Annotated in this window: 18 protein-coding genes; 4 read left to right on the top strand and 14 right to left on the bottom strand. The window is 56.2% G+C overall.

Annotated elements, in window-relative coordinates; translation table 11 throughout:
* Positions 1 to 66 precede the first annotated feature (66 nt).
* Together zapE and IT893_RS01215 are read right to left on the bottom strand one after the other, a co-directional pair.
* Positions 67 to 1,194: a cell division protein ZapE gene (gene zapE, locus IT893_RS01210; protein WP_064781230.1), complete on the bottom strand. Its 1,128-nt coding sequence runs from the start codon at positions 1,192 to 1,194 to the stop codon at positions 67 to 69.
* A 97-nt stretch (positions 1,195 to 1,291) separates the two neighbouring features.
* Positions 1,292 to 2,281, bottom strand: a complete 990-nt coding sequence (locus IT893_RS01215) for a CorA family divalent cation transporter (RefSeq protein ID WP_008889743.1) — start codon at positions 2,279 to 2,281, stop codon at positions 1,292 to 1,294.
* A 219-nt stretch (positions 2,282 to 2,500) separates the two neighbouring features.
* Between IT893_RS01215 and IT893_RS01220 the strand changes: the two genes are divergently transcribed.
* A complete protein-coding gene (locus IT893_RS01220) occupies positions 2,501 to 5,119 on the top strand; it encodes a mechanosensitive ion channel domain-containing protein (protein WP_197146568.1) in 2,619 nt (872 codons plus the stop codon).
* A 37-nt stretch (positions 5,120 to 5,156) separates the two neighbouring features.
* Here IT893_RS01220 and IT893_RS01225 read toward each other — a convergent pair whose 3' ends face one another.
* The 4 genes from IT893_RS01225 to nadA all read right to left on the bottom strand — a co-directional run bounded on the left by IT893_RS01225 (position 5,157) and on the right by nadA (position 8,492).
* On the bottom strand, positions 5,157 to 5,990 hold the full coding sequence (locus IT893_RS01225; protein ID WP_197146569.1) for an isocitrate lyase/phosphoenolpyruvate mutase family protein: 834 nt from the start codon (positions 5,988 to 5,990) through the stop codon (positions 5,157 to 5,159).
* Positions 5,991 to 6,119: 129 nt separating this feature from the next.
* Positions 6,120 to 6,545, bottom strand: coding sequence for an NUDIX domain-containing protein (locus tag IT893_RS01230; RefSeq protein WP_252724037.1), 426 nt, complete (start codon positions 6,543 to 6,545; stop codon positions 6,120 to 6,122).
* A 6-nt stretch (positions 6,546 to 6,551) separates the two neighbouring features.
* The gene (nadC, locus tag IT893_RS01235) at positions 6,552 to 7,391 is read right to left on the bottom strand and encodes a carboxylating nicotinate-nucleotide diphosphorylase (protein ID WP_197146570.1); all 840 of its coding nucleotides are present in this window, start codon (positions 7,389 to 7,391) and stop codon (positions 6,552 to 6,554) included.
* A 78-nt stretch (positions 7,392 to 7,469) separates the two neighbouring features.
* Positions 7,470 to 8,492, bottom strand: coding sequence for a quinolinate synthase NadA (nadA, locus tag IT893_RS01240; protein ID WP_008889748.1), 1,023 nt, complete (start codon positions 8,490 to 8,492; stop codon positions 7,470 to 7,472).
* Between the two features lie 474 nt (positions 8,493 to 8,966).
* On the opposite strand from nadA, the gene IT893_RS01245 reads away from it, so the two are divergent.
* Positions 8,967 to 9,293, top strand: coding sequence for a hypothetical protein (locus tag IT893_RS01245; protein WP_008889749.1), 327 nt, complete (start codon positions 8,967 to 8,969; stop codon positions 9,291 to 9,293).
* A 185-nt stretch (positions 9,294 to 9,478) separates the two neighbouring features.
* A complete protein-coding gene (locus IT893_RS01250) occupies positions 9,479 to 9,718 on the top strand; it encodes a hypothetical protein (protein ID WP_252724038.1) in 240 nt (79 codons plus the stop codon).
* A gap of 31 nt (positions 9,719 to 9,749) precedes the next feature.
* Here IT893_RS01250 and IT893_RS01255 read toward each other — a convergent pair whose 3' ends face one another.
* The 7 genes from IT893_RS01255 to fsa all read right to left on the bottom strand — a co-directional run bounded on the left by IT893_RS01255 (position 9,750) and on the right by fsa (position 15,282).
* Complete coding sequence (locus IT893_RS01255; RefSeq protein ID WP_197146571.1) at positions 9,750 to 11,138, bottom strand: glutamine synthetase family protein; 1,389 nt, start codon at positions 11,136 to 11,138, stop codon at positions 9,750 to 9,752.
* A 68-nt stretch (positions 11,139 to 11,206) separates the two neighbouring features.
* Positions 11,207 to 11,698, bottom strand: a complete 492-nt coding sequence (locus tag IT893_RS01260) for a class I SAM-dependent methyltransferase (protein ID WP_197146572.1) — start codon at positions 11,696 to 11,698, stop codon at positions 11,207 to 11,209.
* Between the two features lie 96 nt (positions 11,699 to 11,794).
* The gene (locus IT893_RS01265) at positions 11,795 to 12,400 is read right to left on the bottom strand and encodes a glutathione S-transferase family protein (RefSeq protein ID WP_197146573.1); all 606 of its coding nucleotides are present in this window, start codon (positions 12,398 to 12,400) and stop codon (positions 11,795 to 11,797) included.
* 86 nt (positions 12,401 to 12,486) lie between these two features.
* Positions 12,487 to 12,792 carry a YrhK family protein gene (locus tag IT893_RS01270; protein WP_197146574.1) on the bottom strand — a complete coding sequence of 102 codons (306 nt, stop codon included), beginning with the start codon at positions 12,790 to 12,792 and terminating at the stop codon, positions 12,487 to 12,489.
* 86 nt (positions 12,793 to 12,878) lie between these two features.
* Positions 12,879 to 13,829 (bottom strand): tyrosine recombinase XerC, encoded by a 951-nt coding sequence (locus IT893_RS01275; protein ID WP_197146575.1) that lies wholly within the window; start codon positions 13,827 to 13,829, stop codon positions 12,879 to 12,881.
* Positions 13,808 to 14,497, bottom strand: a complete 690-nt coding sequence (locus tag IT893_RS01280; RefSeq protein WP_008889756.1) for a DUF484 family protein — start codon at positions 14,495 to 14,497, stop codon at positions 13,808 to 13,810. The genes IT893_RS01275 and IT893_RS01280 overlap by 22 nt, the downstream gene beginning before the upstream one ends.
* Before the next feature lie 128 nt (positions 14,498 to 14,625).
* The gene (fsa, locus tag IT893_RS01285) at positions 14,626 to 15,282 is read right to left on the bottom strand and encodes a fructose-6-phosphate aldolase (RefSeq protein ID WP_008889757.1); all 657 of its coding nucleotides are present in this window, start codon (positions 15,280 to 15,282) and stop codon (positions 14,626 to 14,628) included.
* Positions 15,283 to 15,452: 170 nt separating this feature from the next.
* Between fsa and IT893_RS01290 the strand changes: the two genes are divergently transcribed.
* Complete coding sequence (locus IT893_RS01290) at positions 15,453 to 17,684, top strand: primosomal protein N' (protein WP_197146576.1); 2,232 nt, start codon at positions 15,453 to 15,455, stop codon at positions 17,682 to 17,684.
* 26 nt (positions 17,685 to 17,710) lie between these two features.
* Here the strand turns inward: IT893_RS01290 and IT893_RS01295 are convergent, their stop codons facing one another.
* Complete coding sequence (locus tag IT893_RS01295) at positions 17,711 to 18,538, bottom strand: ABC transporter substrate-binding protein (RefSeq protein ID WP_197146577.1); 828 nt, start codon at positions 18,536 to 18,538, stop codon at positions 17,711 to 17,713.
* Positions 18,539 to 18,584: the final 46 nt, after the last annotated feature.

Below are 18,584 nucleotides of genomic sequence, written 5' to 3' on the forward strand. Positions count from 1 at the left end.
AACGGCACCACAAAGGTGGGATCACAACTGCCGTTATGATCCGCCATTCTGGCGTTTTGAAAGCCGTCAGGTCAGGTGCGCCATATCGAGATATTCCTGACTGCGCATTTCGGTCATGCGCGACACTGTGCGCTGGAATTCGAATGAGTAATCACCATCGGTATAGATCTCGGTCGGGTCACACTCAATCGCACAGATCAGCTTGGTTTTGTGTTCGTACATCGCATCAACAAGGGTCCCGAACCGTTTCGCCCAGTCGCGGCGCGAGTCCGGCAGTTTCGGGATGAAGTCGATGACGATTGTGTGGAAATGCGTCGCGAGCGCGATGTAATCCCCCGGGCCCAGCGGACGGGTGCACAGTTCTTCAAAGCTGAACTTGGCAACCCCGGCACCAGCAGCACTGATTTCGATCTTGCGTCCCTTGACGGTCAGGCTGTCGGGCGCGACGCGTGCGCCTTCGGTCAGGGTGGCAAACATCTCGTCAATCCGCTTGGATGCCTGTTCGCGGGATATCGGATACAGGAATACCTCGGCGGCCGTCAGATTGCGCATGCGGTAATCGGTCGGGCTCGCCAGTTCCAGCACATCAAGCTTCTGCTTGATCATGTCGATGAAGGGCAGGAAGTTCTGGCGTTGCAGGCCATCCTTATACAGATCATCCGGCACGCGGTTCGATGTGGTGACAATCACGACCCCATGATCAAACAACTGTTCAAACAGACGGCCGAGGATCATGGCATCGGTGATGTCGGTTACCTGCATCTCGTCAAAGCACAGCAACCAGGCATCGTTTGCAAGGTCTTTGGCAATCGGCGGGATCGGGTCGGCATCGTCCTTTTTCTTGGTCTGGCGATAGCGGTGCATGCGTTCATGCACATCCTGCATGAAGTCATGGAAATGAACGCGACGCTTTTTTTCAATGTCGATGGTTTCATAGAAGAGATCCATCAACATGGATTTGCCGCGACCAACCTCGCCGTAAATGTAAAGTCCTGATGGCGGGGTCGGTTCATCGCGCCGACGGGTCAGGCCAAACCGTTCGCGCCAGCCGCCTGTACCGGTCGACGGCTCATAGTTGATCAGCGCGTTTTTCAGGCTTTGGAGTTTTTCCGCACAGAGTTCCTGCATCGGATCGTGGGACAGCTCACCAGCAGTGATTTTCGCGCGATAACGTGAAAGCGGGCCGTCGGTCATCAACAAATCTCGAATGCAGTGAAAGGAATCAGGACTGTGAGATTGTCATAGCTCCAAGTTGCATCGCATTGCAACAAGACGGTTTGCATTGCTGCCATCAGATCAGGCGCATCTTTTTAAACAGCCAGATTTCAAACGCGGTTATTACCGCCAGAATGATCGACACCCCAAGGAACCCATACGGGCTGTCAGTTGCCGGAACACCGCCGACATTGATCCCCAAAAGGCCAGTGACGAAACTGATCGGCAGGAACAGACCGGCAATCACGGTAAGCCAATACATCGTGCGGTTCATCTGTTCGCTTTCGAGCGCCATCAGGTTTTCATTCACGATCTGAATGCGTTCGCGCAGGGAATCAAATTCCTCGACCAGACGGACGGTTTTATCGGTCAGTGCGCGGGCGCGGCGTTTGAACCGCTTGTCAGACCAGACCGGTTTTTGTTCGACATAATGCGCCAGCGCATCGCGTTGCGGTCCCAGATGCCGGCGCAGGCGCGACAGCCGATGGCGAATGTCCGATCCGCGTTTGCGCAGGGCAAGGGTTTTGCCCTCGGCCACGGTTTCCTGATCGTCCTCGATCGCCTCGACATCTTCTTCCATGCCGCGCACGACATTTTCGACCCGAAAGGCAAGCCGTTCGGCCACGGTCAAGACGAAATCATCAACGCTGTTGGGGGCCTTGTGGTCGGCAATGGCGGCCCGCATGTCATCAAACGCCTTAAGCGGCTGGTTGCGCAGCGTGATCACCATGTTGTTCGTGACCCAGAAACGCACCGAAATCATATCGGCCGGATCATTTTCCGCGTTCAGGTTCACTCCGCGCAGATTAAGCGAATAGCCCGGATCATAGAAAAACACCGCTGGACGCGTGCCGCGGGTCGAAAGCGTGTCGGTGATAGTTGCATCAATGCCGGCAACCGTAATCAGCCAGTCGCGCACCCCGTCGCCCATCCAGTCCAGATGCACCCAAAGATAATTTCCTTCTGCAATCGGCGGCAGGCCCGATTGCAGGGCGTCCCATCCAACCGGTTGTGCGGTGCCATCCGGGGCAATTTCAAAGGCATTGATCAGCGCGGTTTTGCTCATCGCAGGGCTCCTTGGCTGACTGCGGTCATGCAGGTCAGGGACGGGGTCATCATCACGTCACAATGACAACGGAACGAAACGTTAGATGATTCGTTACTGTTCTCAGTGTAGGGTTCGGTTCTGTGACCAAGTATCAGGCCAACCTGTTTACAAAACGCGAAAAACACTCAAGAAACGGAAGCCGGGCAGCGCTTCGGGCATCAATATGGATCATCAGGCATGACATCAGTTCGTCAGGTAATCGCAAGTCTTGCAATCTGTCTGTTTGCAATGACGGTCTCTTTCGGTTTGGCGGCACAACCAAACGAACCGCGCCCTGACTCTGTGCAGAAGATCGAACTGGAAAATGCACAGAACCGTATTGCGGACTGGGAAGCGACGCTTGATGCGATTGAAGAATCGATTTCCGGCGAAGAAATTTCCGGGCGCGTGATCTCCGATGGCCGCGACCGGATCGAAACCATCCAGCTTGCCATTAACGAGCTGCGCGGTCGGGCCGATGAACGCCTGCAGCGGTTTGAAGCCGCCCTTGGCAAACTTGGCGAGCCCCCGGCAGAGGGCGAGGAAGAAGTCCCCGAGGTCGCCCGTGAACGTGATCGGATCGGACAGGACATCGCGCGGGTTGGCGGTGTGCTCAAACAGCTTGAACTGGTCAATTTCCGCGCAAGCGAGCTGTCTGACCAGTTGTCTGGCTTGGCGCGTGAACGCTTTACCCGGCGTGTTTTGGGCCGGGTGGATGTGCCGTTTGATCCGGTTGTCTGGTTTGAAGCCTGGCGTGAAATCGTCAAGCTGCCCAGCATGGTGCAGGCACGCTATTCCAACCTTGAACTCGAAGGGGACGTCGCCGATCAGCTGTCCGAGGTGGCCCCCGGCCTTGTTTTCCTGACCTTCATCGTGATCGCCGCCCTGATTGGTGGCGAGGTGGTCGTGCTGCGCTATATGCCAGCACGTTGGAACACTGTGCCTGACGAAGACCGCGTATCACTGATATCGGGAACGCGGTTCCTGTTTACCGCCTTGGTGCCGGGCATCGCCCTTTTGATCGCCTATGGAATACTTGAATCGCGCGATGCGCTTCTGAGCGGTGCGATGGGTGATTTTGTTCTGCAATGCTTTGCGGCTGCCTTGTTCCTGTTGTTTGTCGGGGCCGCGGTGCGCAGTGTGCATTCACCGTTTGCGCCCACATTGCGACGCTCGGGTACAACGCCAAGGGGGGCGCGGGTTGTCGGGTTCTGTTCGCTGGCAGTGGCAGTGATTTTTGCCTTTGACATGGTGCTGTTGCAAGGGGCGACGACCCTTGGAACGTCGCTTGATATCGCGCTTGTGCAAAGCATCTCGAACGTGCTGGTGATTTCGGTTTTGCTGTTTGTCTGCTCGCTTGGGGTGTTCTGGCAACATGACGAACGCGACCGTCACGAAATCTGGTCAAAGATCGAACGCCGGTCGCGCCGTGGCCTTAAGGTTATCGCGATCATGATGCCGGTGCTGATGTTGCTGGGCTATGTCGCCCTGGCACGCTTCATCCTTGAAAACCTGATGATGGCGCTGGCGTTTTTGACCTGTTACTGGCTGCTGCGCGGTTATTGCCGGGCTTTGATGCATACCTACTTGGTGCGCCCGGAAAGCAGTGAGGACAGCAATGTCAGCGATGCGGTGCATGGAACGCTTTATTTCTGGCTGCGGGTTCTGATCGATGTGGTGATGTTTTCCATCGCCGTGCCGGTCGCGGTGATGATCTTTACCGACATTGCCTGGGCTGATCTTATTTTGGCGGTTCAGCAGGCCTTTATCGGCATTCAGGTCGGCGGCATTCATTTCTCGCTGCGCTCCATCATGCTGGCGGCCTTGATGTTTGTCATCGTGCTGGCGGTGATGCGCTTCTTCCAGCGCATGCTGAGCACGCGGGTGCTGCCCAACACCAAGCTTGATCAGGGGCTGCAACATTCGGTTTCGGCGATCTTTGGCTATGCCGGGATCTGTCTTGCCATCTTGCTTGCGGTTTCGGCCGCCGGGCTGGACTTGTCCAACCTTGCCATCATCGCCGGTGCCATTTCGGTTGGTATCGGTTTTGGCATGCAAAGCATTGTGAACAACTTTGTCTCCGGCCTGATCCTTTTGGTCGAACGCCCGATCAAGGTCGGCGACTGGATTGTCGTCGGCGCCGATCAGGGGTTTGTAAAGGACATCCGGGTGCGCGCGACCGAGATCGAAACCTTTGACCGGTCTTCGGTCGTCATCCCGAACTCCGAACTGATTTCCAACCGGGTTCTGAACTGGACGCTTAAGGAGCGTTCGGGCCGCGGCATCATCAAGATAGGTGTGTCTTACGGATCGGATGTCGACAAGGTTCGCGAGATCCTGTTGGAAATGGCCGACAAGCGCCGCGAGATTTTGACCTATCCGGCACCGCAGGTGGTGTTCATGGATTTCGGGGCCAGTTCGCTTGATTTCGAACTGCGTTATTTCCTGCGCGATATTGGCGATGTGATAGCGGTGGCAAGCTCGATCCGCTTTGAACTTGTCCAGCGCTTCCGCGATGAGGGCATCGAAATTCCGTTCCCGCAGCGTGACCTGAACCTGCGTGATATCGATAAGCTGACCGATGCCATCCGTGACGCTGGCAAAGGGGCGCCAAAGAAGGTCGAGAAGGCCGAGCCTGAGGAACCCGAAACGTCAGAAGACAAAGCAGAAGATACATCCCCGAACACCGACGATGGCGGAGCGGATCAAAAAGCTGCCCCGCCGTCTGCGACCAAGGATGTTTCGCGCGATCGCGATGCGCCTGGCCGTGAAATTCCCGATGCAGGCGGCAGTCCTGACGGGGATGCGCCGCGCTAGGGCGTGTGTTCAGTCTGCTGTTTTAATCTGCCTGTCTCTATTGGGCTTTGTGGGTTTGTCCGGTGAAAAATTCTTCAAGCTCGGCAAAGCCCATGGCCTGGTCGGAAAAACCGAATGTGCCCGTGTCGATCATTTCACGCGATGCTTTGACAAAGGCGCCATAGGCAAGGCGGGCAAGTGCTGATCCGACGCTGATCCTTTTTGCGCCCGCCTCCGCCAGTTCAGTCAGGCTGAACGTGTTTCCGGGCATGCCCATAACGACATTCACCGGTTTGCTCAGCGATGCGCAAACCGTGCGGATCGTTTCAAGATCATACAAGCCCGGCGCATAAAGAACATCCGCCCCCGCCTTTTCAAAGGCCTGAAGGCGCTTGATCGTGTCGTCAAGGTCAGGGCGTCCCCACAGGAAGTTCTCGCACCGTGCGGTCAGGACAAAATCATGGGGCAAGGCTGATCGGGCTTCGACAGCAGCCTGAATGCGTTCAACAGCAAGCGAAAAATCATAGATCGGGTTTGCCCGGTCCCCTGTGTGATCTTCAAGCGAACAGCCCGCCAGGCCGATTGACGCTGCGACCGAAATCGTTTCAGCCGCGCTTTCCGGACTATCGCCCATCCCTTTTTCAAGATCGGCCGTGACGGGAAGTGGTGTGGCCGAAACCAGTGCCTGGCAATGCTTGAACGTATTTTCGGGTGATGTCTTGCCCTCTGCAACGCCAAGGGAAAATGCCATGCCCGCACTTGTCGTTGCCAAGGCGCGAAAACCGAGTGCGGCAAGAATTCTGGCAGTTCCGATATCCCATGGATTGGGAATGATGAATGCACCGGGTTCTTCGTGAAGCGCCCGAAACAATGCCCCTTTGTCCTGCGTCATGTTCTGATCCCTTTGTGCAAAACCGCAAGTCATGCTTACCACAAAAGAATGGAACATAACAAGAACATTTGGAGCGATGGTCACAACCGCAAGGTACTGCCGGTTGGCAACATAGCGTTGATCAGATGATCAAATATCGAAAAGGGCAGCGGTGATCTTTTGCCCCATCGGGGCCATCAGGTGGCGTTCACGCGGCGACAGCCACCTGAGTTCGGCGATTTCGCGTTCGGGTGCAAGGGTTCCGCAATAATAGCCGGTAAAGCAGGTCATGCGCACAATCGCCCCTTCGGGCAGGTTGTGGCCCTGTCCGGCAAACGTGCCCAACTGGCGGAGCGTGCCGGGGATCAGATCGACGCCGAGTTCTTCCTTGATTTCGCGTTTGATGGCTTCGCGCGCGGTTTCGCCCGGATCAATCTTGCCGCCGGGCAAATAGAACCGGTCGCGGCCGTGGCTGCGGACCGACAGGATGTTTTCGCCGTCGCGCAAGATCCAGTTGGCGGTTTCGATCACCTTGATCAAGGCTGGGTCTGTGGTGCTATGACTGCTTGCGCGCATGGGGCCTCACAGGATTGCGACATCAAGTCCAATATCAACGGCCGGTGCGGATTGGGTAATCCGCCCGACGGAAACATAATCGACCCCGGTTGCGGCAATTGCACCGATGGTCTGGAGGTTTACACCCCCGGATGCCTCAGTCTTGCAGCGACCAGCGACAATGGCAACCGCTTCGCGCAACATATCCGGGCCCATGTTATCAAGCAGGATGATGTCTGCGCCAGCTTCGGTGGCTTCTTTGACCTGATCAAGTGTGTCACATTCGACCTCGATCTTTGGCAGGTTGGCGGCCCGGGCGGCCTCGACACATTTGGTGATCGATCCGACAACGCCAATATGGTTGTCCTTGATCATCACCCCGTCATAAAGACCCATGCGGTGGTTTTGCGCGCCACCCATGCGGGTTGCGTACTTTTCCAGTTTGCGCCAACCCGGCAGTGTCTTGCGGGTATCAAGCAGTTTGGCGTTTGTTTCGCCCATCGCCGCGACATAGCTGCGCGTGGTCGTGGCAATGCCTGAGAGATGTTGAAGCGTGTTAAGGGCTGTGCGTTCAGCCGTCAGGATGCCGCGCGCATTGCCTTCGACCACGGCCAGAATGTCTTTGGCCGCAATCGCATCCCCATCTTCGCAGCGCTTTTCGATCTTGGCATCCGGGACCAGCTTGCGAAAACAATCAAGGGCGATATCAAGCCCGGCGACAACGATATCCTCGCGCGTTTCAAGCGCGACGCGCAGGCGCGCATCGGCGGGGATGACATTGTCCGATGTGATGTCACCGGTGCCGATATCCTCGGCAAAGGAACGATCAATGAATTCCGCGATTTCGGCTTGGGTCAGGACGGTCATGATGGTGGGCTGCTTTGAATTCTGATGGGGGATGGCAAACAGCCCCGCAAAATTTGCGGGGCTGTGAGGTTGGCTGGCTTACGCCGCGTCGTCCTTTTTGACCGGAATGTTCTTTGACATTTCCAGCATGCGTTCAAGCGGCTTGACCGCTGCGACGCGCAGGTCTTCGGGCATGACAATCTGCGGGCCGTTATTGACCAGGCACAGATACAGCTTTTCAAGCGTATTAAGTTCCATGAACGGGCAGTTGTTGCACGCACATGACCCGTCCGCACCCGGCACCGGAATGAATTCCTTGTGCGGGGCTGCTTTTTCCATCTGGTGGATGATGTGCGGTTCGGTCGCGATCAGGTATTTCTGATCCGGGCCGTTAATTACATATTCCAGAATGGCCCGGGTTGAGCCGATGTGATCGGCATGTTTGAGAATACCGTCATGGCATTCCGGGTGGGCTGCGATCTTGGCATCCGGGTTCTGGGTCTTGAGGCGGATCAATTCACGCTCGGAAAACTGTTCATGCACAATGCACGAGCCATTCCAAAGCGTCATGTCACGACCGGTTTTTTTGGCAAGATAGGAACCAAGATGGCGGTCAGGCGCCCAAAGGATCGGCTTGTCGAGCGGGATCTGATCAATGATCTCGGCCGCATTCGACGAGGTCACGATAATGTCCGACGCTGCCTTCACCTCGGCCGAGCAGTTGATATAAGTGATCGACACGTGATCCGGGTGCTGTTCGCGGAATTTGCGGAACGGTTCGGGCTGACACGAATCTTCGAGCGAGCAACCGGCCTTGGAGTCCGGCAGCAAAACAGTCTTGTTCGGGCTGAGGATTTTGGCAACCTCAGCCATGAAGCGCACGCCACAGAACACGATGACATCGGCATCGGTTTCGGCTGCCTTGCGCGACAGGTCCAGACTATCGCCAACAAAGTCGGCAAGGTCCTGAATTTCCCCATCCTGATAGTAATGGGCCAGAATGATCGCGTTCTTTTCCTTTTTCAGGCGCTGAATCTCAGCTTCCAGATCAAGGGTGGGATCAATCTGCATTTCCGACATTGCGTCAGCAGAAGCCTCGGCAATGGTGATCATTTCATTCATGGCGTCGTCTCATCTCGCCTGTTTGCAAGCCGGAGATAAGTCGCGGGGCCCGGCATTGCAAGTTAATGACAGTTTGAAACCTGAATATCGCCATTGCGACGGGATGGCAAGGAATAGGCGGCATACGTCCGATATTGATTGGGGCTGACGGCTGCTGAGCCAGAAAATGGAACGGAATTATCTGAGTTACTAAATGAATCCGGTGTCTTTGATCGGTGAATTAAATTTCACCATTTTATTTGAACGTATAAATAAAAAATAATTACGTTGTAAATTAACCAAAAATATTCATATGCTTGACGCTGCAAATATTTTTTGATTCTCAAATTTCCAATATTTTATTGGCCTGGGCACTTTTGTCCGTTGTTAATCCGAAAACTTTGATCTGTCTGTAACCTGAGTCAGTGTCCGACGGCGGGAATGGTCCCGATCGTTTGGCCTGTCCAACGCGCATTCCGGCGCAAGGAGCCTTTTTTGACCAATCGTACCACTTCGAGAATTCTGAATTTCACACGTCCGTTCAGCATGCGTGGCCTTGCAGAAGTCCTTCCGGCCGGATCCTACAAGGTGATTACCGAAGAAACCCAGGATGAAAAGCTGACATACCCGACATGGCAGTGGGTTTCGACGCAGATTCACCTCAATACGAACTCAGACCGCCCGGACACTTCACGGGTCCTCAGTGTCGAGCCCCGCGATCTTGAAGTCGCATATCTCCGCGATCAGAAAACCATGGATGCCCGCCCGCAAGTGGCCTTCTCGGCGCGCAAATCAAACAACCGTGCAAAGCGCGCGTCCTAGCGCTGCACGCTGCCGATAGTCCTGGTCAGAGCAATCTGACCAGACGGCACTTACATCTGAAAACCCCATATATTCCCGTTTATTAGCCGATCTTGCCGGAGTGACCTTCTGTTTCATGACAGGGTTGCAGAATGGGAAGTTTGCCTTGGCCCCAGATGCGCCCATAACATCCATAACTGCTGCAAATGAAAGTCTTTGTTATGGATTGGGTTCCGATCGCCTTTGGCACGTTCAAGGTTGTCGCACTGCTGACCGCGATGTTCTTCGCCATCAAGTGGCATTACGACCAAGGTCAAAAGTACGGAAGACAGGCGGTCCTGCGCGCCAGCGCCAAGATCACCGGCGTCTTCGTGCTTGCACTCTTGGTCGTGGGGGGCATCACCCTGGCACTTAGTAACTTCCTTGGTTTGGACCTAAGTTACTGATCGCTGTCGCACCGCCCCCGCAGATAGGGGATCAGACGGAAAACCCGTAATATTCCCACTCTGCCGCCGAAACCTTCAGTGCCATCTGTTCGTATTCGGCCTGTTTGATTTTGGTGAATGCGGTGTGGAACCGATCGCCGAGCGTGCGCTTGTTGAACTCGGACGCGGCAAACTGATCAATCGCCTCAAGCCAATGACGCGGCAGATCGTTTGGTGCCTTTGCCTCGCCGATTTCATCTTCACATGGTTTGCCCGGATCCACTTTACCCTCGATCCCGTCAAGGGCAGCACCCAAGGTCACAGCCGCGACCAGATAAGGGTTGGCATCAACCCCGGCAATACGGTGTTCAAAATGGCGGGTTTTGCCCGGTGTGCCGGGCACACGCAAGGCCACAGTGCGGTTTTCAACACCCCAGTCATCAGAGGCCGGTGAATACATCGCCGATGCAAACCGCCGCCAGGAATTCATGAATGGGGCCAGCAACAGCATGGTTTCGCCAATCGTGCCGCGAATGCCGCCAATCGCGTTGAGCATCAAGGGGCTTAGTGATCCATCCGCCTGATCGGCAAACAGGTTATTGCCATCTTGGCCTGCAAGCGACAGGTGCAAATGCATGCCCGATCCGGCTTCGTTGCCGAACGGCTTGGGCATAAACACCGCTTCCTTGCCAAAACGCCGTGCCACGGTGCGGATCAGGCGTTTGGCGATGATGACGTCATCGGCCGCGCGCATCAGATCGCGATAGCGGATGGTCATTTCATACTGGCCCGGACCATATTCCGAAATCAGCGTTTCCAGCGTCAGGTCCAGATGCTTGGCACCCTCATAGACCGCATCAAAAAGCGGCGACATCTCGTCAATTTCATCGACCGACATGGTGTTGCGCAATTTGCTGCGCCGTTTGGTGATGGCATAGGATGCCGGGTGATACAGGCCCTGGGCATCCGGGGTCTGATCGACAAGATAAAATTCAAGTTCGAACGCACCCATCGGATAGAAGCCAAGATTTTCCGCCCGTTTGACCTGTGCGCCGAAAACATTGCGCGGATCAACGTCATGCGGCGCGCCGTCTTCTTCATACATGGCAATCAAAAGCTGCCCGCGGCCGGTATGGGGCAGATAGCCAAGCGTGCCCGGCACTGGCCAGCACCGGCAATCGCCGCCGCCGCCAGTCTGGACAAGGCCGCAATCATCAACATCCTCGCCACTGACATCCTGCCCGAACAAGGAGCTTGGCAAGCCGCGCCCGGATTTATAGATGCCTTCAAGTTCGTGACGGCGGATCGTCTTGCCCCGGCCAATGCCGTGAAAGTCGGTCAGGATGATGTCGATGGCTTCGACATCAGGATATTTGGCCAGAAAGTCCTGTGCTTCGGACAATTGACTTCCACTGGGCGATGGGGCGTTTGCGGTGGCCACGGCACGATTTCCTAAGATGCTGACAGGGCTCTGCGGGAACAGAACCAATTCCAAAACTGGGCGCGATATTAGCCCTGATAACGACGGAAGAAATAGCGATCTTTTGGAACGCCTTCGGGCAGCGGTTCGGCAATCGTGCCCGGCACATCGATTTTCTGGTCCGATGCCACAATGGCACCCTTGATCAAGGCTGGCGGCAGGGTTGATCCGATAAAGGACGCGATCTTGGCATTCAGCGCCTCGTCCCCGGTGCCGACATCGGAATGGACAAGCGCGACCTTGCCTTTGAAACGTTCGACCGCCTTGGGCAGGGTTTCAAAGATATCGCCAAGGAACAAATGGTCATCATCGGGGATGCATTTCGGGTGCGCGGCGATCTGCCGGTCAAAGACGAAAATCTCGCGGTCGGGCATAATTTCGCGCAGGTGATCAAACGTACGCCCGTTGCCAAGCCCGACTTCAAGCACGATGCCGTCATGATCCTTGATCATTTCTGCTGCCGCATTCAGGCAATCGCGTTGGGCTTGAAGGCGGCGAATAACGCTGTTCAGACGGGACATTGTGCAAAAGGCTCCGGGTTTTTTTTAGTGGCTAAGCACTTGATTTAAAAGCGTTGCCCTTTGGCGCAATCAGCATCGAGCCAAAGGGCATCAGTCTCAGGCGACAAACTTGGTGGCCTCAAAGGCCGGGACGCGTGCGTCAAAGGTTTCAAGCCACGCAACCAGCGTCGGATAGCTTTCACGCCATTTGCCCTCAAAGCGCAGATCAAGATAGCCCAGCGCACAGGCAATCGCGACATGGCCAATCGTCAGGTCACCTTCAAGTGACGGGGCATTGGCACTCAGATGATCAAGGGATCGTTTGACCTTGTCCGCCTGATAGGACAGCCAATCGCCATGGCGTTTTTCTTCCGGGCGCATGCGGCTTTCATAGACCTGCAGGATGGATGCATCGACAATGCCGTCGCCCAGCGCCTGAAACGTAAGGGCCTCCCAACGTGCGTCGCTTTCGGTGGGATGCAGGCTGGTGCCATCGACCTGCGCATCAAGATATTCACAGATCACGCGGCTATCGAAAATCTTGCGACCGTCCTCAAGGATCAGGATCGGAATTTTACCCAGCGGGTTTTGCTGGCGCAGGGTATCTGCCGGGTCGTTGGTGTTGGAATCTTCAACCGTCAGCTGGTCATAAATACCAAGCATCTTGGCAACGATTTTGACTTTCCGGCCAAACGGTGACGGGCCACTCGAACGCAATATCATGGTTTTCCTCCGGGCATATCAGGTGTTTGCCCGCAGTCTAATGGCGAAAGGTGATCGCTAGGAACCGAAATTTTGCGAAAAGATTTTCAAGACCCGGCGCGGTTGCCGGCATAACCCGGCTCAGCCCTATCGCGTTGCCCCTCGTCACCCAGTCCGGCCAGATGCAATTCACGGGCAAGCCGCACGGCAGGCCGACCGGCAAAGAACACCGATCCAATGATAAACAGCCACGTTCCCGCCTTGACCGTTGCATCATCAAGAAACAACACACTGCCTACGATAAACAGGACGGCCGCCAAAAGGTCGATGACCGAATAGGCAATTTCATAGGCGCTGTAAATCTGGCGATGGCGCGGGCTGGCGTCAAAGCGGCGGGATCGAAATAGCTTCATCACTGGATCTCTTTCGCGGAGCTGTGTCTGGGCATCCAACGCCTGAGCGCGCAAAACGGTTCCGATGCGTGTTCTGGCGGTGGGGTCTAGCGCCGGGCGCGCGGATGGGTGCCGTTATAGACCGCCATCAATTGTTCGGTATCCACGGCCGTATAGCGCTGGGTCGTTGAAAGCGATGCATGGCCGAGCAAGTCCTGAATGGTGCGCAAATCGCCACCCCCGGCCAAAAGGTGCGTCGCAAACGAATGGCGCAGCGCATGCGGGGTGGCGGTATCGGGCAGGTTCAGAAGTTCGCGGACCTTGCGCATTTCACGCTGGGCGACTTGTGCCACAAGCCGATTGCCGCGTGCGCCCAGAAACAGGGGATCATCACCATCGGGCGCAAACGGGCAGATGCGGACATAATCCTCGATCGCGTCGCGCACGATAGGCAGAACCGGCACGAGGCGCTGCTTGTTGCCTTTACCGGTGATCACCATCGAATCCCCGGTCGGGCGTTGATTGGCATTCAGATCAAGCGCCTCTGAAATACGCAGGCCGCAACCATACAGCAGGGTGAAAAGGGCGAGGTTACGTTTGCCAAGCCACGGCTCATCCTGCCAGGCATCAGCATTTTCGAGCACGGCCATGGCATCATCGGGGGCCAGCGGTTTGGGCGTTGATTGCGGCAGGCGGGGGTTGCGGATCGACTGCACGGCGGCGTTTTGACCGCGCCCGGATCGTTCAAGAAATCGGTAAAAATTACGAAGCGAGGATAGCGCACGCGCGGTCGACGTCTTGGCCATGCCATCCATGCTGCGGCGCGCCAGCCAGCTCCGAAAATCGCGCGGGTTCAGGCGCAAAAGATCCTTAAGCGTCGGTGTGTCACCCAGATGATCCTTGATGAAACCCAGAAAGGCATAAAGATCGGCCAGATAGTTGTCGGTCGTGTGGTTGGACGCGCGACGCTCATTGGCAAGCCAGCCACGCCAGTCGGCAATGGCGTCGCGTACATCCTGTGGCAGGGTGATGGCGGTCAGACCGTTTGGGTCAGCCATCGACGCACACCAAATTCGATAACTGATGCCAGGAACATGATCAGGTCATTGGCCTGTGCCGGGCTGAAATAATCCGGTTCCTTGACGCCAAAGGCAACAAGCCCGACCGGATCGCCATAAAATGGTGCCAGGCGCACAATTGCCGCAGACCGGATTTCAGATGCCTTCGGGCCAAAAATCGCTTCGTCACCGGCATCATCTGGCAACAGCCAGACATCGTGCTCGTCACCCAGAACCTGATCAACGGCACCGACAACAAGACGACGCACCCGGCCATCACAGCTTGGGACCGGGGCCTCTTTGCATTCTTCAAAGCACAGCGCAATGGCATCAAGATCAAGAAGCTCTGGCACAAGGTCCTGAAGTGCCTCGACAAAGGTTTCAAATCCGCGTGCATTCAAAAGTGCCAGAACCGCACGGTGGATGCGGCTTTGGGTTTCGAGATTGGATTTGGAAATATTGATCAGTTCGCTGGTCGCACCGCGCAGCTTTTCACGTTCATCGCGCAGGCGCGCAACGACATATTGCTGCATGTCGGCAACGCCATTGCCCAGTTCACGCATCGGCAAATCAAGACTTTCAAGCAAGTCCGGGCGCGTAGTGAAGAATTCAGGATGTTCGGCAAGGTAGTCCGCCACATCGTCGGCGCGCAAAGCTGTCTTTTCCATCGGTTCCGGCTTGAAAAGTGAGAAACAAAAAACCCGGCTGCCACAATGCGGGCTGCCGGGTTAAATGCATGTTAAAAACCACGCGCGATGCGGGTTTTTATATGTTTGTCGCGATCAGCGATCCAAAATCAGAGGATCGACTGGCCGGTTTTTTCCCAATCGGCGAGGAAGGCTTCAAGGCCCTTATCGGTCAGCGGGTGTTTGGTCAACTGACCAAGAACCTGCGGCGGGATGGTGACAACGTCAGCACCGAGACGGGCCGAGTCGACGACATGCTGCGGGCCACGTGCCGAAGCAACAAGCACTTCGGTCGTCCAGTTCGGGTAGTTGCCATAAACATCAACGATGTCGGCAATCAGCTGCATACCATCCGAGGAAATGTCATCCAGACGGCCAACGAACGGCGAAACATAGGTCGCACCTGCTTTGGCAGCCAGGATAGCCTGACCAACCGAGAAGCAAAGGGTTACGTTGGTCTGAATGCCTTCGTCGGTGAAGGTACGGCAAGCCTTGAGGCCATCAGCAGTCAGCGGTAGCTTCACGACGACATTGTCGGCGATTTTGGCAAGCTTGCGGCCTTCGGCAACCATGGTTTCGTAGTCGGTCGCAGCAACTTCTGCGCTGACCGGACCGTCAACAACTTCACAAATTTCCTTGATCAGTTCGAGAAACGGTCGGCCAGACTTTGCTACCAGCGAGGGGTTGGTGGTGACACCGTCCACGAGGCCGGACATGGCCAGTTCGCGGATTGCGTCGATGTCAGCGGTATCGATGAAAAACTTCATTGGAATTCCTGTTTAGGACCTGTTGTTCAATGATGCGGTTAGCTGCTAGGTTCTGGATCATCTGATGACGGAACCAGATCCTTGCTGTGGGACCGTTTGTTTCTGTGCCCATTGTCTGGCGTTCCTGAAACGGCTCGGTCTGATGGGCAACCTCACGGGGTTTATAATATATGCGTGCCGCAAAGGCCACCTCTGGAAATTTGTTTGCGAATGATCCGGCCTTTGAGGTAACCGCCCAGACCGTGAGCGTCCTGCCGCCGCTGCCTTTGGCCGGGCCATATGACTATCTGGTACCCGAGGGCGTCTCTGTTGCACCCGGCGATTTCGTTGAAATTCCCCTCGGCCGTCAAACCCAGCGCGGTGTCGTCTGGGGCGATGCCAAGGGCGATGTTGATCCCGCCAAGCTGCGCGAAATTTTCGGTGTTTTGCCCACCCCGCCAATGGCGGATGTCACCCGCAAATTCATTGATTGGGTTTCGGCCTATACCATGGCGCCGCAAGGGGCGGTGTTGCGCATGGCGATGAGCGTGCCAGATGCGCTTGAGGCCCCCAAACCGATCTTTCGATTTACCCTAAATCCGGAATTTGACGCGGCAAGCTTGCGCATGACGCCGCCGCGCAAACGCGTTCTGGCGTTTCTGGCCGATCATCCGCCGATGGAGCAGGGCGATATCCTGCGCGAAACCGGTGCCGGGGCGAGTGTGATCAAGGGGCTGGTCGACGCTGGCGCTGTGCAGCGCCTGATGGTCACACCGCCATCGCCGTTTGAGGCGCCTGATCTTGATATTCCGCGACCGGATTTGTCAGCCGAACAGAACGAGGCCGCTGACGCGCTCTGCGCGCGCCTTGATGACGGTGGTTTTTCCTGCACGCTTCTGGATGGTGTGACCGGGTCGGGCAAGACAGAAGTTTATTTTGAGCCGGTCCGTGCCGCACTGGCACAGGGCAAGCAGGTTGTGGTCCTGTTGCCGGAAATCGCACTTTCGGCCCAGTGGCTGCAACGTTTCCGCGACCGGTTCGGTGTTGAACCCGCCCTTTGGCATTCCGAAGTCGGGCAGGCCAGGCGTCGTGATACCTGGCGCGCAGTGGCCGATGGATCAGCCAAGCTGGTTGTCGGGGCCAGGTCGGCCCTTTTCCTGCCCTATCATGATCTCGGCCTGATCGTGGTCGACGAGGAACACGAACACGCGTTCAAGCAGGAAGATGGCGTGATGTATCATGCCCGCGACATGGCGGTAACGCGCGCGCATCTCGGCAACATTCCTATTGTTCTGGCGTCCGCGACCCCGTCGCTTGAAACTTTGGCCAATGTTGAAGCCGGGCGCTATCAGCATGTTCAACTTGGCAGTCGTCATGGTGTGGCGGTGTTGCCAAGTGTCGAGATCATCGATATCCGCCAGGACAAACCCCAACGCAATCGCTGGATCACGCCGACGCTCAAAAAACGGCTGGCAGAAACCTTTGCCAATGGCGAACAGGCGATGCTGTTCCTGAACCGGCGGGGTTATGCACCGCTTACCCTATGTCGGGCCTGTGGTCATCGGTTCCAGTGCCCGAACTGCACAGCCTGGCTGGTTGAACATCGGGCATGGGGCAAATTGCAATGCCATCATTGCGGCTATCAGGCCAAGGCCCCGGATGCCTGCCCGTCCTGCGGGGCGGAGGGCAAACTGGCCCCCTGTGGTCCGGGTGTAGAACGCCTGTATGAAGAGGCGGTTGAGACTTTTCCCGATATCCGGGTCGAGGTCGCGACATCCGATAACATCATGGGGCCCAAGGCCGCGGCACAGCTGATTGATCGCGTGCATAATCACGAAGTCGACCTTTTGATCGGCACGCAGATTTTGGCCAAGGGCTATCACTTCCCGATGCTGACACTTGTTGGGGTGGTTGACGCCGATCTTGGCTTGGCCGGCGGCGATTTACGTGCGGCGGAGCGCAGCTATCAATTGCTAACCCAGGTGGCGGGTCGTGCGGGCCGTGGTGATCGCCCCGGTACGGTGATGCTGCAAACCGCCGATCCGGCCAACCGCGTGATCAAGGCAATTGCCGCCGGTGATCGTGATGCCTTTAACGAGGTTGAGCTATCCCAACGTATGACCCATGGCATGCCACCACACGGTCGGCTGGCCGCCCTTATTATCAGTGGCAAAAAGGAAAGCGAGGTCGATGAGGCCGCCTGGCGCATTGGCCGGGTCGCGCCGCGCGGTGATGGGCTGATGGTTCTGGGCCCGGCACCCGCACCTTTGTCGCTTTTGCGCGGGCGTTATCGTCGACGCTTCATGATCCGGGCCGACAAGTCTGTTAAGATGCAGGCACTGATCCATGATTGGCTGTCAAAGGTCAAAACGCCGGGCAGTGTCCGCGTGCAGGTCGATATCGACCCCTACAGCTTTATGTAAGTCGGGATTGTTTTTTGTCGTGTCGCTTATTGCGAATATTGTGACTGCCACCAGTCATACCCGTCCGGTCCAAGGTATCGTTCAAAGATACGAAGCAACCGGCCATCTTCGCGCATTTCGCGGATGATTTCGTCATACCGGCTCAGGAACGCTTCCTTGTCGGGATAATCGGACGCCTTGGAAAACACATTATAATAGGGCGCACGACGCAGTGGTGGATACAGGAAGGCGATCTTGTTGCGATAGCGATTCTGCAGACTGTCATAAATGGTGTTGAGGTAATTGACCGGTACCGCGTCAAACCGGTTTTGCAGCAACATCGGGATCAGAAGGTCACTGCGGGCCACTGTCTGGATATCAAGACCCGAATTCCAGAAGGCGCTGGTATAGGAATAGTCGGCCGCCGCCCCGATCCGCACCCGTGCGAGATCGGAAAATTCCTCAAACCGGATTTTTTCTTTGTCCTCGGCCCGGATTGCAAATCGCCAATCCAGCAGCAGATGCGCCTCATTGGGATATAGCAGGAATTCGGCGCGCTCGTCATTCATCGAAAGCGTCAGGACGATGTCCGAGTTGCCGTTGCGGGCGTTGTGCAGCAAACGGCTGCCATTATCGACAAACCGGAACACATAATCCCGGATTCCCATGGTGCGCAGCACCTCGGTCATGATGTCGATATCGATGCCCATGGGGTCTTCATGGCCAACCCATTTTAGCGGGGCTTCTTCAAGACCCTCGATCACAAGGGTGCGGGCCGAAGGGCTTTTCCACGATAACAGGATCAGGCACACTGCTGCACAAAGGCAAATTCCCAGTTCAAGGAAGCTTTGTTTTCGTGCCGTTGGCGTCTTCATTGTCGTTCCTGTTGTCCTGAAAACGGCGCAGGTGCATCTGCTGTCA

The organism is Thalassospira sp. A40-3 (assembly GCF_015871485.1).
GTDB lineage: Bacteria > Pseudomonadota > Alphaproteobacteria > Rhodospirillales > Thalassospiraceae > Thalassospira > Thalassospira tepidiphila.

What these genes read in the sequence shown, in the direction of transcription:
- IT893_RS01290 (WP_197146576.1), top strand. Translation starts at nt 15,453, where the DNA reads ATGCGTGCCGCAAAGGCCACCTCTGGAAATTTGTTTGCGAATGATCCG.
- IT893_RS01230 (WP_252724037.1), bottom strand. Translation starts at nt 6,545, where the DNA reads ATGCGCGCAAGCAGTCATAGCACCACAGACCCAGCCTTGATCAAGGTG.
- nadC (WP_197146570.1), bottom strand. Translation starts at nt 7,391, where the DNA reads ATGACCGTCCTGACCCAAGCCGAAATCGCGGAATTCATTGATCGTTCC.
- nadA (WP_008889748.1), bottom strand. Translation starts at nt 8,492, where the DNA reads ATGAATGAAATGATCACCATTGCCGAGGCTTCTGCTGACGCAATGTCG.
- IT893_RS01250 (WP_252724038.1), top strand. Translation starts at nt 9,479, where the DNA reads ATGAAAGTCTTTGTTATGGATTGGGTTCCGATCGCCTTTGGCACGTTC.
- IT893_RS01295 (WP_197146577.1), bottom strand. Translation starts at nt 18,538, where the DNA reads ATGAAGACGCCAACGGCACGAAAACAAAGCTTCCTTGAACTGGGAATT.
- IT893_RS01220 (WP_197146568.1), top strand. Translation starts at nt 2,501, where the DNA reads ATGACATCAGTTCGTCAGGTAATCGCAAGTCTTGCAATCTGTCTGTTT.
- IT893_RS01270 (WP_197146574.1), bottom strand. Translation starts at nt 12,792, where the DNA reads ATGAAGCTATTTCGATCCCGCCGCTTTGACGCCAGCCCGCGCCATCGC.
- IT893_RS01275 (WP_197146575.1), bottom strand. Translation starts at nt 13,829, where the DNA reads ATGGCTGACCCAAACGGTCTGACCGCCATCACCCTGCCACAGGATGTA.
- fsa (WP_008889757.1), bottom strand. Translation starts at nt 15,282, where the DNA reads ATGAAGTTTTTCATCGATACCGCTGACATCGACGCAATCCGCGAACTG.
- IT893_RS01215 (WP_008889743.1), bottom strand. Translation starts at nt 2,281, where the DNA reads ATGAGCAAAACCGCGCTGATCAATGCCTTTGAAATTGCCCCGGATGGC.
- IT893_RS01225 (WP_197146569.1), bottom strand. Translation starts at nt 5,990, where the DNA reads ATGACGCAGGACAAAGGGGCATTGTTTCGGGCGCTTCACGAAGAACCC.
- IT893_RS01260 (WP_197146572.1), bottom strand. Translation starts at nt 11,698, where the DNA reads ATGTCCCGTCTGAACAGCGTTATTCGCCGCCTTCAAGCCCAACGCGAT.
- zapE (WP_064781230.1), bottom strand. Translation starts at nt 1,194, where the DNA reads ATGACCGACGGCCCGCTTTCACGTTATCGCGCGAAAATCACTGCTGGT.
- IT893_RS01280 (WP_008889756.1), bottom strand. Translation starts at nt 14,497, where the DNA reads ATGGAAAAGACAGCTTTGCGCGCCGACGATGTGGCGGACTACCTTGCC.
- IT893_RS01265 (WP_197146573.1), bottom strand. Translation starts at nt 12,400, where the DNA reads ATGATATTGCGTTCGAGTGGCCCGTCACCGTTTGGCCGGAAAGTCAAA.